Here is a 14,422-nt window from a genome sequence, read left to right as displayed (position 1 = left end):
AATCAATTTAACTTGGTAATATTTTCCTTTGAAAAAGGTCACCTATTAAATATAGCGATCCTGAAATGATTGGTGGTGGAGATGGCCATCTATGTTGTTTTTTAAGTGTTGACAAAACTTCTTCTACACTAAATGCTTCTTTGATTTGGTGTTTATATTCAGGGCAAAAACTTAAAATTTGATCTTTTGACCAGCTTTGTTGGCCAGGAACAGGAACTATCCAAGCTAAATCTTTCTCTCTAACTAGTTTATACAAAATGCCTATCATGTCTTTTCTTTTTTGAATCCCTAGTATCCAAATAATTCCACTTTCTTGATTAGTCCATGCGTCCCGTTCAATTGATAATTGATTAGCCGCATGAGGATTATGTGCACCATCAACAACTATGGGCATCCCTTCCCATTTTGTTGTTTGAAGTCTTCCAGGCCATTTAGCAAGAGATAAGCCTTCTCGAAGTTGTCCTTCAGAAATATTCCAGCCTATATTTTTTAAGGATTCAATAACCCCTTTCGCTACAGCTGCATTTTCTTTCTGTATTACTCCTGATAAGCCGAGTTCCCAGTCTGATGGAATTGGATCTACCCAATGAATGACTGCTTGTTTCCTCTTGGCAGTCTCTTCTAAAACTCTTTTTACAATATTGTTTTGTGTGGCTGTAATGACAGTGCTCTTTGTAGTGATTACAGCTGCTTTCTCAATAGCTACTTTCTCTAGACTATTACCTAAGTATTCACAATGATCAAGCCCAATAGCTCCAAATGCAATAATAGGTCTGTATTGATGCGCGGTTGTTGCATCAAGTCTACCCCCAAGCCCTACTTCAAGGATAAGAAGTTCAACTTCCCTCAAAGTAAAATATTTAAGTGCTATTGCAATAACACATTCAAAAGGAGTCAACCTATATTTTTTTGCAATTGGAGAAAGAGACAGGCTTAATGATTGAAATTCTTCTTTTGATATTGGAGTCTTGTTGATACATATTCTCTCGACCCAATCAACTAAATGGGGAGAAGTGGTAACTCCAGTTTTGATATTTACTAAGCTAAGAACACTATTGATAAAAGCGCCAATAGAGCCTTTCCCATTTGTTCCTGCTATGTGAATAGCAGGTGTTTTTTTGCAGGGATCTCCCATAGCATTAATAGCCAATGACATACGATCTATGCCCAGATTCATATCTTTATATTCCTTGCTCTTGCTTTCAGAAATGAAATTCGATTGTGCTATGAAAGTTTCATCAGACATTTGTCTAGTCTCGATAAAAGCTCGTTGATTTCTTTTTTTGTAATAGTCAGAGGAGGGACTATCCTTAATACTTTTACACCAGCTGATACTAGAAGTAGTTTCTCTTCTAAGGCAGATTTGACAATATCAAGAGATGTTGTTTTGATATTGTCTTTTATAACGAGACCTTGAATAAGCCCAACGCCTCTAGTGGAAATAAATATGTCTGAATATTTATTTGAAAGTTTAATTAATCCTTCTTTTAATTGATTACCTCTCTCAGTGACTTTATTTAATAGGTCTCTTTTTTGTATTTCTTGCCCAACGGTTAGAGCTGCTCTGCATGCGAAAGGATTCCCTCCAAAAGTGCTGGCATGATCACCGGGCTGAAAGACATCAGCCAATTGATTAACTAATAGCGCTCCAATGGCATGACCTCCACCAAGCCCTTTGGCTAGTGTGAAAACATCAGGTTCAATACCTAGTTGTTCATATCCCCAAAGAGTACCTGTTCTCCCCATTCCAGTTTGGACTTCGTCAAATATTAATAAAACATTGCTGCGAGTACATTTTTTTCTTAAGAGCTCAAAAAATGATTTTTTTCCAATATTTATTCCTCCCTCACCTTGTATTGGTTCAATAAATACAGCTGCAATTTGTGGACCTGTTTTTTCTAAAGTATCAAATAGATTTTCAAAAGATTCACTGTCATTATAAGAAAAAAACTGAAATCCCTGAACCATTGGCTCGAAACCTTTGTGGTATTTCGTTTGGCCTGTCGCACTTACAGCGGCGAGTGTTCTTCCGTGAAAGCTTTCCTTTGAGCAAAGAATGACTGGGTTGTCGATATTACGTTCAATATGCCCATATTTTCTTGCCAATTTAATTGCAGCTTCGTTTGCTTCAGCACCGCTATTACAAAAAAATACACTCTTCGCAAAACTTTGTGAAGTTAACCATTGAGCTAATTCTTCTTGCTCTGGTATTCCGTAAAGGTTAGATACGTGTTGAAGTCTTTTTAATTGTTTTGATAAGGATTTGATTAATGCTTTATCACTGTGGCCTAGTGAACATGTTGCAATTCCAGCCACACCATCAAGATATTTTCGGCCTTTTTGATCCCACACCCATGAGCCTTTACCCCTAATGAGATCTAAGGGAAAACGATTGTAAGTCTTCATCAATGAAGTGGGAGCGGTCGGACTTGAACCGACAAACCCGAAGGTGCCGCATTTTGAGTGCGGTGCGTCTACCAATTCCACCACGCTCCCATGTGTTTATTTTATGTCAAAACTAGCAAATATATGAAACTAAGCTGCATTTTTTTGAGTATCAATATTGTCTTCACTAATTATTTTGTTAGAGAAAGAACTATGAGATGTTATTTGATCAAATTTTCTAGAAATATTAGAACCTGCATTCGTTAATTTTTCTTCTAATTTTTCATAGCCTCTATCTAAGTGTTCGAGGCCCGTGAAAATACTATTTCCTTTGGCAGAGAGACATGCAAGGATAATGGCAGCAGAAGAACGTAAATCTCCTCCCTCTACATTTGAACCTACAAGTTCTTTTACTCCTTTTATATAAGCAGTATTGTTTTCTAGATAAATACAGGCGCCCATTTTATTTAGCTCCAAAACGTGTTGCATTCTCTTCTCAAAAACTCTTTCTTTGATTTTGCTTGAACCCTTAGCGGTGGCCATCAGTGACATAAATGGAGCCTGAAGATCAGTTGGGAAGCCAGGAAATGGACTTGTTGTTATGTCAACTCCTGAAATCTCTCTTGGAATGATTTTTAAATGATGATTCCCATGTTGAGATATTGAACAGCCACATTCTTTTAATTTTGAAATAACAGCGCTCAAATGATTTGGGATTACTGGACCAATAATGAGAGGCGATCGTGTTATTGCTGCAGCAATAAGAAAAGTCCCTGCTTCTATCCTGTCTGGAATAACACAATGAGAAGTCCCGTTTAAAGATTCAACTCCAAGGATTGTGATTCTTTTCGTTCCTGCTCCAAAAACTTTTGCTCCCATTGAATTAAGCATTTTTGCGAGATCCTGGATCTCTGGTTCTCTAGCTGGATTCGATATTGTTGTTTTGCCTGAAGCTAAGCAAGAAGCCATCAAGATGGTTTCCGTGGCTCCGACGCTGGGATATTTAAGAGTAATATTCGCTCCAAGTAATCTTTTGTCTTTGGTAGAAACTTTAGCTTTTACAACATCATTTATAACTTCAACTTCCGCTCCTAAAGCTTTTAGACCATTGATATGTTCATCGACAGGTCTTGCTCCAATATTGCAACCACCAGGTAAAGGAATTTTTGCTTCTCCAAGTCTTGTAAGTAAGGGGCCGACACAGAAAAAGCTTGCTCTCAAGCTATGAACTAATTCATACGGTAATTCAACATTATGAATGGACTCTGAATTAATTTCGATAGAATTATTTGTTTTAGTTAACTTTGCGCCCAAATTACGGAGAATCTCTGACATGACTTCAATGTCCGTAAGTTGTGGGACATTTTGAATGAGGAGTTTTTCTTTCGTAAGAAGCGCCGCAGCCATTAAAGCTAGCGAAGAATTTTTTGCCCCGCTAACTTTTAAGATCCCACTAAGCGGACGCCCTCCTTTTACCTCCAGATGTGGCGGAACAATATTCCTTTTAATCGTCGCCACACTACTCATATTGGAGCGAACTGCTTACCCAGCCATAATGCCAAGTGGATTTCAAATAGTCCAGTCAACCTTATTGAAAATTGATGGGTTCAAATTAAATATTGATAATTTTGAAAGTTTGAATAAAATTTTTATATAGTTTTTATTGAATTTAATAAGAAAATAAGTGGTTTTTAATGCAAGAAACTTTTCTGCTTTTCAAAAATTAAATAATTTGAGGTTAGAAAATTAATCATTCATATTCTCCATTGATTACAAGTAAAAGAAACCCTTTGGTTCGAAAATTAAGGGGTCTTTTGAAAAAAACTGGACGTGAAGAGCATTCTTCTCTTTTGCTTGAGGGGTCTCATTTGTTAGAAGAGGCTTTGAAAACAAATTTTTTGCCAACAGAAGTTATTGCAACTCCTGAATGGTGTGATCAGCATGAGGAGATTTTAAAAAAAATAGCTTCAAGAACTTTGTTAACCCTAGTAACCAAAAACGTTTTAGAAACATCTTTGTCAACAGTCACACCTGATGGTGTCGCAGCGATATTCCCAATGCAAGGGTTACCAAAATCGGGAAAAGCCCCTAAACATATTTTGGCTTTGGATAGGATTCAAGATCCAGGTAATTTGGGAAATTTATTTCGATCAGCTCTTGCTGGTGAATATGAGGCTATGTGGTTAGCTTCTGGAGCCGATCCACTTAATCAAAAGGTTTTAAGATCCTCCGCTGGCTCAGTTCTCCATATGCCTTTTGAACGGATTGGACATTCATCTTCTTCAAGTATTGAAATGCTTGTTTCAAAACTCAATATTGCAATTGATGATAATTACCAAGTAGTAGGGACAATTTCACCAAATAAAATTACTGATAAGAAAGTGAAACCTTATTGGGAATTAGACTGGGATCTCCCTACAGTATTGGTTCTTGGTAATGAGGGTTCAGGTGTTCATGCTTCAATTGAAGCCTGTTGTACAGACTTTGTTACGTTGCCTCATAGCTCATTAGTTGATTCACTTAATGTGGCATCTGCTGCAGTTCCTCTCTTGTTGGAGCGACAAAGAGTAAAAATGGTTAAGGGTATGCAAAAAAAATCGTGAGTGAAATTTCTTTTGACTTTGACTTGATTGTTGTCGGAGCTGGATATGGAGGTTTTGATGCGGCTAAACATGCGGCAGAGGCTGGCTTGAAAGTGGCGATTGTCGAATCAAGAGATATGGGTGGGACCTGTGTTAACAGAGGCTGTGTCCCCTCTAAAGCATTACTAGCTGCCAGTGGTAAAGTTCGTGAGCTTGCAGATGTTCCTCATCTTTCTGAATTTGGGATACATTCGGCTCCGGTTAGATTTGAACGTAAAAAAATAGCCGAACATGCAAAAAATTTAGTCGAGACAATTCGAAAAAATCTAACTAAAACATTGGAAAGATCTGGAGTTGAGATACTTAGAGGAGAAGGACGTTTAGAAGGCAATCAAAAGGTCGGTTTAAGAGAAACTAATGGAGTTGATAGAATTTTTTCTGCTAGAGATATTATCTTAGCTACAGGCTCAGACCCTTTTGTACCGCCTGGAATTGAAATTGATGGACGAACTGTTTTTACAAGTGATGAGGCTATTAATTTAGAATGGTTGCCAAGATGGATTGCAATAATTGGTAGTGGCTATATAGGTTTGGAATTCGCTGATATTTATACAGCTTTAGGTTGTGAGGTAACCATGATTGAAGCCCTTGATAAAGTAATGCCTACTTTTGATCCAGATATCACGAAAATTGCTTCAAGAAACCTAATTGATAAAAGAGATATTGAAACTCGAGCTGGTGTGTTTGCTACTAAAGTTAAGCCAGGTTGTCCTGTCGAGGTCGAGCTTACAGATGCAAAGAGTCGAGAAGTAATTGAGGAGTTGCAAGTTGACGCTGTTCTGGTCGCAACAGGTCGAGTACCGTCGACTGAAAATCTAAATCTACAATCCGTTGGAGTTGAAACAACGAGAGGTTTTATTCCAATTGATGATCAGATGAGAGTATTGGTAAATGAAAAACCGGTTTCTAATCTATGGGCAGTCGGAGATGTTACGGGTAAGTTGATGTTGGCCCATACCGCTGCAGCGCAAGGGAGTATTGCTGTAGAAAATATTTTAGGAAAAGCAATAGAAATTGACTACAGAAGTATTCCTGCAGCGACGTTTACTCACCCTGAGATAAGTTCCGTTGGACTCTCGGAAGAAGAAGCAAAAGATCTAGCGAAAAACGAAGGCTTTGAACTTGGAATTGTTAGAAGTTATTTTAAAGCGAACTCTAAGGCCTTGGCTGAATTAGAAAGTGATGGAATTATGAAGTTGATTTTTAATAAAGAGACGGGAGAGGTCCTTGGGGCTCATATTTATGGATTACATGCGGCTGATCTCATACAAGAGGTTTCTAATGCAATTTCTAGAAGACAACGAGTTAATGACTTAGCAAAAGAAGTTCATACTCATCCAACATTAAGCGAAGTTGTAGAGGTTGCTTATAAGCAGGCATCTTTACAAATAAAGAAGTAGTAAATCAAATTTTATCTTTATAGATCATTAATTATTTAAATTATGGAAATTAGAAGAAGACCTCCTAACCCAAGTATAAAAGTAGCTAATTTAGAGTATGCAATTCCTCACCCAGATTCAAAACCTAAAAATATTTTGGAGGAAATTGTTTGGGAAAAACATCTAGAAGTTGAGATTGCAAGAAAAAAAGTTTCGCTTGAAGATTTAAAGAAAAAGATCAAGGATTTACCAAAAACAAAAAATTTCATAGATGCATTAAGAAATAGTAATTCGAAACCAGCACTAATCTCAGAAATAAAAAAGGCTAGTCCAAGTAGAGGGATAATTAGAGAAGACTTTGACGCGAAAATGATAGGTAAAATGTATCAAGAGGGGGGTGCTAACTGCATATCGGTCTTAACAGATAAAAAATTTTTTCAAGGTGGTTTTGATGTCTTAGTGGAAGTTAGAAAGGAAATCATAATCCCAATCCTATGTAAGGACTTTATCCTTTACCCCTATCAGCTTTACCAAGCAAGAGCTGCTGGTGCTGATGCTGCACTTTTGATAGCGGCAATTCTGACTGATTCTGATTTAAAGTACTTATCTAAGGTCGCTGAACATTTGGGACTTACAATATTAGTAGAGGTTCATGACTCAGAAGAACTTGAACGAGTACTAAATATTAATGTATTTAATTTAATAGGTATTAATAATAGAAATTTAAAGAGTTTTAAAACTGATCTTGAGGTTACAAAGAAATTGGCCGAGAATTATGCTAACCAAATCAAGGAAAATTCTATTACTTTGGTAAGCGAGTCAGGTTTATTTAATCGTGAGGATTTGGATTTAGTGAAGAGTTATGGGGCTGATGCTGTTTTAGTTGGTGAATCTCTTATGTCACAGGAAGATATATTAGGTGGAGTTAAAAAGTTAATTGGCAACTTATAAATTACGGACAATATCTTTGCCAATCTCATAAGTCTAGTTAGAGAAGATTTTGTCTACTTTCCCAATGATTAAATCTAATTCAAATAAACCCAATTCTCGAGTATCAGTGCTTGACAATGAGTTGTCTCCCCTTAAATCAAATTTATTTTGATAAATCCTATGAATTCTTTTAATTATTAACTTATTTTTTGTTTTTGGATGAGAGGCAACGACGATATCGCCAATCTCTAAGTCAATATTTTTTGGGTTTAACTTTGTATAAGTTACTAAATCGCCCTCTTTAAGAGTTCTTTCCATAGAAGTACCGACAACACGTAAATGTTGTCGGTAACCGATTATTAAAGTAAATAAAGTAAATAAGTCTGGCTTGTGGAAAAGACTTTTATCAGCTTGCGGTAACCCAGCTATCACTTCTACCTTTTGATGACCAAAACATCGAGTGAATCTTTTGTACAGCTGCTAATAATTCTTCTGCCTTGGTTTGATCAATATTTACCTTGCATGCACTACAAAGCTTTGCTGCTTTCCAAAAAGTGTCATGAAGATCTGGATATGTAGCTAAGTGCTCAGGCTTGAAGTAATCAGTCCAGAGGATTAGAAGTTCTTTTTTGGCCTTTTGTGATTCTTCTTCTTTAATCGCAACGAAGCGAGAAAAAGTGTTGTTATAAGCTGAAATGGAAGCTTGATCGTTACCAGCTGGAGCTAGAGCAATAAGTTTTTTTGTCATAGACAAAACTGCTTCTGCGGTAACTCTTGCTGAAGAAGGGTCATATACACCGCAAGGTCCGTCACAGTGAGCGTGAACAGATTTTGCTGGAAGCTTTTTAAAGATTGATGTAAGTGTTTCGCTCAACATCTGAGAATAATTTGTGAACATTATTTTTTTTACATTAATGGCGTTTGTCAACAAACGCCATAACTTTATCTAGAGCTTTCTGAATAATTTAAGAAACTCACTTAACACCTAATAATTCCACTTCAAACGTTAAAACTGAATTAGGAGGGATTGGACCTATTCCTCTGCTGCCATACCCCAATTCTGGTGGAATGACTAATTTTCTTTTACCTCCAACTTTCATTCCTGCGACTCCCTCATCCCAACCCTTTATCACCATCCCTGCACCTAAAGAAAATTCAAAAGGACCTCTCCCATAACTGCTGTCAAATTCTTTCCCATCATCAAGAGTACCCTTGTAATTTACTGAGACACTTGTTCCTGGGGTGGCTTCTTGACCATCACCTAAAACTAATTCAGTAATTTTTAGCCCACTTGAAGTTACTTGAGATGCTCCTATCTCAGCTCCTCCAAGAGGAGAGTTGCTTGCACTGGTTTTATCTGAAGCCATAGTAAAAAGTGATGGATTTGGGTCTTCTGGGTCTAATTCAAATGGATTAGTTACAGACTCGCTGGTTTTTGTGGATTGCCTTACATCCGCTTGGATTGGTTGGTCAATTTGTAAGGCATTCGTTGGAGTCGGTGAGATGATTTGGCTAATCACTGCAATCATCAAGCAGCTAAGGCAAACAGAGAAGCTAATTAAGATTTCTCTCACAGTAATATTAAGTACTCGAAAATATTCTTGCAGATTAATACCCAAATTACATCCATTTAAAAGATAACTAACCAGAGAGTATGAATTTTGTCGGTGTATATTTAATTAAATTGGATTTATGAATAATATCTATTCTCTTTTTATTAAAGCCTTTGCTGGTGGAGCTCTAGCAGGAATCTCTCTTAGTGAAGGCAATTATATTTTCATGCTTTTGGGAATATCTTTACTTTGGCCTGCTAGTAAAAATCCATGGGGAGGCTTTTGTTGGGGTGCGATGGCTATTTTATGGAGTCATAAGTGGTTGCTATCTTTGCATCCAATTAGTTGGGTAGGGATAAGCTCAAATTTAAGTTTACCAATAACCATTTTTATATGGCTTTTTTGTGGAGCCTTTGGAGGGGGGCTGGTTTTTATTTGGTCAGCTTTGAGTTGCTTTTTGGCTCCTGGAAGACTTCAGTTTTCTAAATTAGAAAATAAGTTTATTTATGCCGTTTTATTGTCAACAATATGGGGGCTTTCTGAAGAACTACTATCTAGAGGCCCTTTGTTTTGGATGGGTGTAGGGCCAAGTTTATTACCACAAGATAGATATTTGGCTGGATTAGCAAGATGGATAGGTTCGGGCGGCTTGGCCACCATCCATCTTTTAGCTGGATGGTGGATATGGCAACTTTCAATTGCTTTTCAAGCTAGAAAAAAAGCCAAGAAATTTATTATTCTTGGCTTTGCTTATTTTTTGTTAGCTCATTTACTTGGATTTATCTTGTTGTTTGATTCTCCAACTGATTCATCAGAAAAGGTTGCGATGTGGCAAACAAATATTCCAATAAGACAAAAATTTAGTCAGGAAGAGATAAATGCTTTGCCCTCAAAAGTAAATAGAGCATTAACTGAAGCTTTTGAAATGAATGCATCTTTTTTAATCGCTCCAGAAGGAACGTTGCCTCTGGATAGATCAAAGATTCGAGATTTTTCTATTAAATTTCTCTCTGGAGGTTTCAGGAAAATAAATGGTTCTATACGAAGTTCACTATTAGTCTTTAATCCAGGTGAAGAGTCTTTTTCGGATGTGTTGGACAAATCTAGATTAGTCCCGCTGGGCGAATGGATTCCTGAATTGCCTAATTTTTTGAAAGATGGTCTCTCGGCAGTAGGTGGAATTGAAAGTGGAAATCCATCAAGACTTCTTGATTGGGAGGGGCCTTCTTTTGCAGGTGCTATTTGTTATGAATTGAGTAATGGGAAAGCTATAGCTAAAGCAGTAAATCAAGGGGCAAAATGGATTTTAGTGATTGCAAATTTAGATCCCTATCCTATTTCTTTGCAGAAACAATTTTTATCTATTGCTCAATTAAGAAGTATTGAAACATCAAAAAATTTAATATCTGTCTCTAATACCGGACCAACATCTTTGATTAAAAGTAATGGAAGAATTGATACCCTCCTCAAGCCAAATGAAGAATTAGTTCAACTAGCTGATCTGGAATTAAATGGAAAGAAAACACTGTACACATTAATTTCTGATTTACCAATGATAGTAGTCATTCTGATAAGTTTAATAGGTGTTTTACGATTACGTTAGTATGGTTGATATTAATACTCTTTTGAAATAAGTCCCCCTCCTAATACATAATCACCCTTGTAAAATACTGCTGCTTGTCCAGGCGTAATTGAAAATTGATCTTTTTCAAAATGAATATTACATTTATAACAATAATTTTCTTTATTACTATCAAAAATTGGTATTAACTTTGCTTTCATTGCTTTACTTCTATATCTAATTTGTACCTCAACTTCAATTGGTTCTTGAGGCGCTTCAATTGATACCCAATTTATATCTTTTACAATACATTCTGACTTGCCAGAGTCTTCTCTTGGGGCAACAATTACTCTGTTTAAAGAGGCATCAATTTCAACAACATGTAAAGGCACTTCCCAAGCAATACCTAATCCCTTTCGTTGTCCTATTGTGAAATGCTGAATTCCATTATGGGAGCCTATTATTTGACCGTTTTTAAGTACAACCTCTCCTTTCTTTTGAGGTAAATACTTATCAATAAATGCATTCATTGATCCGTAATGTTCAGCAAGACAAAGGTCTTGGCTTTCTGGCTTTTTGGCAGTTTTTAATGAATGTTTAAGAGCTTCTATTCGTGTTATCTCTTTAGTTAATTCTCCAAGTGGGAAAATTGTTTTTCCTAAAATTTCTTGAGGGAGATCATACAAAAAATAGCTTTGATCTTTGTTGAGATCTTTACCTCTTAAAAGCTTATGTCTTTTAATTCCATCACTCGGAAGATCATTCTCATTGAAAGATTCGTTTGAGTATCTAATCCTTGCGTAATGCCCAGTTGCGATCTTTTCGATATTTTTATTTTCTTTAACCCATTTGAGCATTTCTGAGAATTTGACTGATTTGTTGCAGCGCGAGCACGGCAAAGGAGTAATTCCTTCCTCATATCCTTTTAAGACGTTATTGATGATTTCTTTTTGAAAGATTTCTTTTGAATCAACTATGTGATGCTTGATTCCAAGTTGATCACATATCCCTGCAGCATCAACTAATCCATCAGAGCAGCAAGAACCTTTTCCTTTCATTAGCCACAAAGTTAATCCTTCTACATCCCATCCAGCTTTACAGAGTAGAGCAGCCGTTAAGGAGCTATCTACTCCTCCGGAAAGCCCTACTACAACTGAATGACTTCCAGAAAATGTTTGCAGTCTTTTTAATGTTTTCTCGACTGTTTCTTCTGAAGGCAAATGATTTAAAACTTTTTTTGTTTCTCTTGTTTCCACATTCATGGGCATTGATAGTAGCTTCTATTCATAGTGGGTTTGGTTGCTTTTTGATTTTGAATTGGCCTCAATCTGATTCGGAACATTTGATGGTTTCTTCAGAGCAGATGCAAAACATAGAAAAAGAAATGTTTTCTATGGGTATGCCTGTTGAAGCTCTGATGGAAAAAGTGGGAATTGGTATTTCTTCATGGATATTAGACAGGCATGGGTTGATTGAAAATGGTGCAATCGTTTTGGTAGGGCCTGGTCACAATGGAGGCGATGGACTTGTTGTTGCGAGAGAACTTTATATGGCAGGCGTTGATATCTCTATTTGGTGTCCATTCCCATTAAAAAAACAATTAACACAAAAACATTTTCATTATGCAATGCAGATTGGGATTGAAAACTTGGAGCGTAAACCCGATTCAAATTCAGATTTATTATGGATTGAGGCTTTATTTGGATTAGGACAATCAAGAATTATTTCTGATGAAATAATTCGCCTATTGAATTCGAAGAAGACCTTTAGTCCTGAAAAGTTAATTAGTATTGATGTCCCTGCAGGATTAGACTCAGATAATGGAAATATAGTATCAAATACATCATGCAAAGCCAGTTCTTCATTAACCTTGGGTTTATTTAAGTCGGGATTAATTCAAGATTCAGCTATTGATTATGTAGGTAATTTAGAGAGAGTAGATATCGGAATTCCAGATAAGATCTTAGCTGGTTTTCCTGAAACACAGCCTTTAAGGATTTCTTTTTCAGATTTGTCTACTTTTGTTTGGCCCATGCTTAGTAAAAGTAAAAGTAAATATCAGAGAGGAAGAGTTCTGGTGATTGCAGGGAGTGAGAAATACAGGGGAGCAGCATCCCTTGCTTTGAATGGAGCTTTAGCAAGTGGGGTAGGTAGTGTTAGTGCATTTTTGCCCAATTCCGTTTCATCTGCTCTTTGGATTACTCACCCTGAAGTCTTGTTACTTGGAGATCTAACTGCTTTTCAGGACGGTTCTTCAGATTTCTCCAAAGTTTTAAATGAAGTTGACTTGAATAGGTTTGACTCGATTTTGCTCGGACCAGGATTGGGGATTGCAGACGAAAAAGATTGTTTTGGCTCTGACTTGCAGGATTTCAAAGGCCTACTTGTTCTTGATGCTGATGCAATTAATAGGCTCTCAATAACATCAAAAGGTTGGGAGTGGCTAAATGATAGGGAAGGTCCCACTTGGCTTACCCCTCATCTTGAAGAATTTAAAAGGTTATTTCCTTTAATTGATTGCTCGAATCCATTGAAGGCTGGAATTGAAGCTGCAAAAACTTGCAGTTCTTCTGTCTTATTGAAATGTGCTCATAGTGTTATCTCTGATCCAGAAGGTAAAACTTGGCAAATAGGGCAAGTGAATTCAAGTGTTGCAAGAACTGGCCTTGGCGATGTTTTGGCTGGGTTTGTTTCAGGGATGGGTGCTTCTGGACTGGCAAGTGATAAAAAATTGGATACAAGTTTGCTTGCTGCATCAGCTTTGATGCATGCATATGCAGGGGCTTTTTCTATAAAAGGGAGCACAGCGAGCACTATTTGCACTTTTCTTGGTGAATTAATAAAAAAGGAAAGCACTTGAAATGTTTTGAAACAACCATCTTCAAGGCATTAAATGGTCCATTTGGTGTCATTTGTTAACTAATCGTCAACAGAATCTGAAGCCTTCATGAAACCTTGGCATCTTTTGCGATTTCTGTAGGAAAGTCTTACCACTTTAGTACGGGGCCAAGAAACAATGGTTTCAACTGCACCCAAGCCTGCTGAATCACAAAAACGACGCAGCAGTGATCCAATTAGTTGGTACCTTTCCTCCATAGGACGAGTTCCTCTTTTAACTCCTGCTGAGGAAATTGAACTTGGTAATCAAGTTCAAACGTTGATGAGTCTTACCGAGGATGGCCAGATTAAAGAGCAGAGCAAAGAATTTACCTCTCATCAAAGAAGATTGATTCGAATTGGAAGAAGGGCAAAGGAAAGAATGATGAAGGCCAATCTTAGGTTGGTTGTCAGTGTTGCAAAGAAATATCAGGGAAAAGGTCTTGAACTTTTAGATTTAGTTCAGGAAGGTTCTCTTGGGTTAGAAAGAGCGGTAGAAAAATTTGACCCTACTCGTGGATATAAGTTTTCTACTTATGCATTTTGGTGGATAAGGCAAAGCATGACTAGAGCAATAGCTTGTCAGTCCAGAACAATCCGATTACCTGTTCATTTAAGTGAGAGATTAGCGACCATTAGAAAAGTCAGCTTAGATTTGGCTCATAAGCTCGGTGCAATGCCCAGCCGTATTGAAATAGCTGAGGCAATGGAAATTGAGTTAGAAGAACTTGATTCGATTTTGAGACAAGCTCTGACCACAAGCAGTCTTGACGCACCCGTTAATGGAGATGAAGGTCGTAGCTTTTTAGGTGATCTAATAGCTGACGGTTCTGGAGAAGAACCTCTAGATAAGGTAGAACAAAAAATTCATCAAGAACAACTTGGAAGGTGGTTAAGTCATTTAAGCGAACAAGAACAGCACGTTATTAGGCTTAGATTTGGCTTAGAGGGTAATGAAAGACATACTCTCGCAGAGATAGGAAGATTGTTACAGGTTTCACGCGAGAGGGTAAGGCAAGTTGAGCTAAAAGCTTTAAGGAAATTGAGGAATCTCACTAGAAAGCTTCCAAGTGGAATTTGATTTTTTATCTAATT

Annotated in this window: 13 protein-coding genes and 1 tRNA gene; 6 read left to right on the top strand and 8 right to left on the bottom strand. The window is 37.2% G+C overall.

Translation table 11 applies throughout. The annotated features are described in order from the left end of the window. Positions 1–7: 7 nt before the first annotated feature. The 4 genes from PMN2A_RS07535 to murA all read right to left on the bottom strand — a co-directional run bounded on the left by PMN2A_RS07535 (position 8) and on the right by murA (position 3,912). A complete protein-coding gene (locus PMN2A_RS07535) occupies positions 8–1,246 on the bottom strand; it encodes a bifunctional folylpolyglutamate synthase/dihydrofolate synthase (RefSeq protein WP_041711035.1) in 1,239 nt (412 codons plus the stop codon). After that, entirely contained in the window at positions 1,225–2,406 is a 1,182-nt protein-coding gene (locus PMN2A_RS07530) for an aspartate aminotransferase family protein (protein WP_011294955.1), read from the bottom strand. Before PMN2A_RS07530 ends, PMN2A_RS07535 begins: the two co-directional genes overlap by 22 nt. 8 nt (positions 2,407–2,414) lie before the next feature. Beyond that, positions 2,415–2,496: transfer RNA gene (locus tag PMN2A_RS07525), tRNA-Leu, on the bottom strand. A gap of 39 nt (positions 2,497–2,535) precedes the next feature. Then, on the bottom strand, positions 2,536–3,912 hold the full coding sequence (gene murA / locus PMN2A_RS07520; protein ID WP_011294954.1) for a UDP-N-acetylglucosamine 1-carboxyvinyltransferase: 1,377 nt from the start codon (positions 3,910–3,912) through the stop codon (positions 2,536–2,538). A gap of 239 nt (positions 3,913–4,151) precedes the next feature. Between murA and PMN2A_RS07515 the strand changes: the two genes are divergently transcribed. The 3 genes from PMN2A_RS07515 to trpC are packed head-to-tail and all read left to right on the top strand — an operon-like array spanning position 4,152 to position 7,357. After that, on the top strand, positions 4,152–4,988 hold the full coding sequence (locus tag PMN2A_RS07515) for a TrmH family RNA methyltransferase (RefSeq protein WP_011294953.1): 837 nt from the start codon (positions 4,152–4,154) through the stop codon (positions 4,986–4,988). Beyond that, complete coding sequence (gene lpdA, locus PMN2A_RS07510; protein WP_011294952.1) at positions 4,985–6,427, top strand: dihydrolipoyl dehydrogenase; 1,443 nt, start codon at positions 4,985–4,987, stop codon at positions 6,425–6,427. Before PMN2A_RS07515 ends, lpdA begins: the two co-directional genes overlap by 4 nt. Before the next feature lie 42 nt (positions 6,428–6,469). Then, positions 6,470–7,357: an indole-3-glycerol phosphate synthase TrpC gene (gene trpC / locus PMN2A_RS07505; protein WP_011294951.1), complete on the top strand. Its 888-nt coding sequence runs from the start codon at positions 6,470–6,472 to the stop codon at positions 7,355–7,357. Positions 7,358–7,390: 33 nt separating this feature from the next. Here the strand turns inward: trpC and sodX are convergent, their stop codons facing one another. The 3 genes from sodX to PMN2A_RS07490 form a co-directional block, all read right to left on the bottom strand. Then, positions 7,391–7,768 (bottom strand): nickel-type superoxide dismutase maturation protease, encoded by a 378-nt coding sequence (gene sodX, locus PMN2A_RS07500; RefSeq protein ID WP_144043289.1) that lies wholly within the window; start codon positions 7,766–7,768, stop codon positions 7,391–7,393. Further along, complete coding sequence (gene sodN / locus PMN2A_RS07495) at positions 7,743–8,213, bottom strand: superoxide dismutase, Ni (RefSeq protein WP_041711032.1); 471 nt, start codon at positions 8,211–8,213, stop codon at positions 7,743–7,745. The genes sodX and sodN overlap by 26 nt, the downstream gene beginning before the upstream one ends. A 97-nt stretch (positions 8,214–8,310) precedes the next feature. Next, positions 8,311–8,865, bottom strand: a complete 555-nt coding sequence (locus tag PMN2A_RS07490) for an FKBP-type peptidyl-prolyl cis-trans isomerase (RefSeq protein ID WP_011294948.1) — start codon at positions 8,863–8,865, stop codon at positions 8,311–8,313. A gap of 163 nt (positions 8,866–9,028) precedes the next feature. Here PMN2A_RS07490 and PMN2A_RS07485 point away from each other — a divergent pair, with 163 nt between their 5' ends. Then, positions 9,029–10,492, top strand: a complete 1,464-nt coding sequence (locus tag PMN2A_RS07485) for an apolipoprotein N-acyltransferase (RefSeq protein ID WP_011294947.1) — start codon at positions 9,029–9,031, stop codon at positions 10,490–10,492. An 11-nt stretch (positions 10,493–10,503) separates the two neighbouring features. Here the strand turns inward: PMN2A_RS07485 and mnmA are convergent, their stop codons facing one another. Continuing rightward, complete coding sequence (gene mnmA, locus PMN2A_RS07480; protein WP_144043288.1) at positions 10,504–11,718, bottom strand: tRNA 2-thiouridine(34) synthase MnmA; 1,215 nt, start codon at positions 11,716–11,718, stop codon at positions 10,504–10,506. Between the two features lie 44 nt (positions 11,719–11,762). Here mnmA and PMN2A_RS07475 point away from each other — a divergent pair, with 44 nt between their 5' ends. Continuing rightward, positions 11,763–13,310 (top strand): bifunctional ADP-dependent NAD(P)H-hydrate dehydratase/NAD(P)H-hydrate epimerase, encoded by a 1,548-nt coding sequence (locus PMN2A_RS07475; protein WP_041711254.1) that lies wholly within the window; start codon positions 11,763–11,765, stop codon positions 13,308–13,310. 156 nt (positions 13,311–13,466) lie between these two features. Continuing rightward, positions 13,467–14,408, top strand: coding sequence for an RpoD/SigA family RNA polymerase sigma factor (locus tag PMN2A_RS07470; protein WP_011294944.1), 942 nt, complete (start codon positions 13,467–13,469; stop codon positions 14,406–14,408). Positions 14,409–14,422 lie beyond the last annotated feature (14 nt).

The organism is Prochlorococcus marinus str. NATL2A, from assembly GCF_000012465.1.
Classification (GTDB): domain Bacteria; phylum Cyanobacteriota; class Cyanobacteriia; order PCC-6307; family Cyanobiaceae; genus Prochlorococcus_B; species Prochlorococcus_B marinus_B.
This window is presented reverse-complemented; position numbering and strand designations above follow the sequence as displayed.

Excerpts from the sequence above, each read along its gene's own strand:
- PMN2A_RS07535 (WP_041711035.1), bottom strand. The coding sequence starts at position 1,246 with ATGTCTGATGAAACTTTCATAGCACAATCGAATTTCATTTCTGAAAGC.
- PMN2A_RS07530 (WP_011294955.1), bottom strand. The coding sequence starts at position 2,406 with ATGAAGACTTACAATCGTTTTCCCTTAGATCTCATTAGGGGTAAAGGC.
- murA (WP_011294954.1), bottom strand. The coding sequence starts at position 3,912 with ATGAGTAGTGTGGCGACGATTAAAAGGAATATTGTTCCGCCACATCTG.
- trpC (WP_011294951.1), top strand. The coding sequence starts at position 6,470 with ATGGAAATTAGAAGAAGACCTCCTAACCCAAGTATAAAAGTAGCTAAT.
- sodN (WP_041711032.1), bottom strand. The coding sequence starts at position 8,213 with ATGTTGAGCGAAACACTTACATCAATCTTTAAAAAGCTTCCAGCAAAA.
- PMN2A_RS07490 (WP_011294948.1), bottom strand. The coding sequence starts at position 8,865 with ATGATTGCAGTGATTAGCCAAATCATCTCACCGACTCCAACGAATGCC.
- PMN2A_RS07485 (WP_011294947.1), top strand. The coding sequence starts at position 9,029 with ATGAATAATATCTATTCTCTTTTTATTAAAGCCTTTGCTGGTGGAGCT.
- mnmA (WP_144043288.1), bottom strand. The coding sequence starts at position 11,718 with ATGCCCATGAATGTGGAAACAAGAGAAACAAAAAAAGTTTTAAATCAT.
- PMN2A_RS07470 (WP_011294944.1), top strand. The coding sequence starts at position 13,467 with ATGGTTTCAACTGCACCCAAGCCTGCTGAATCACAAAAACGACGCAGC.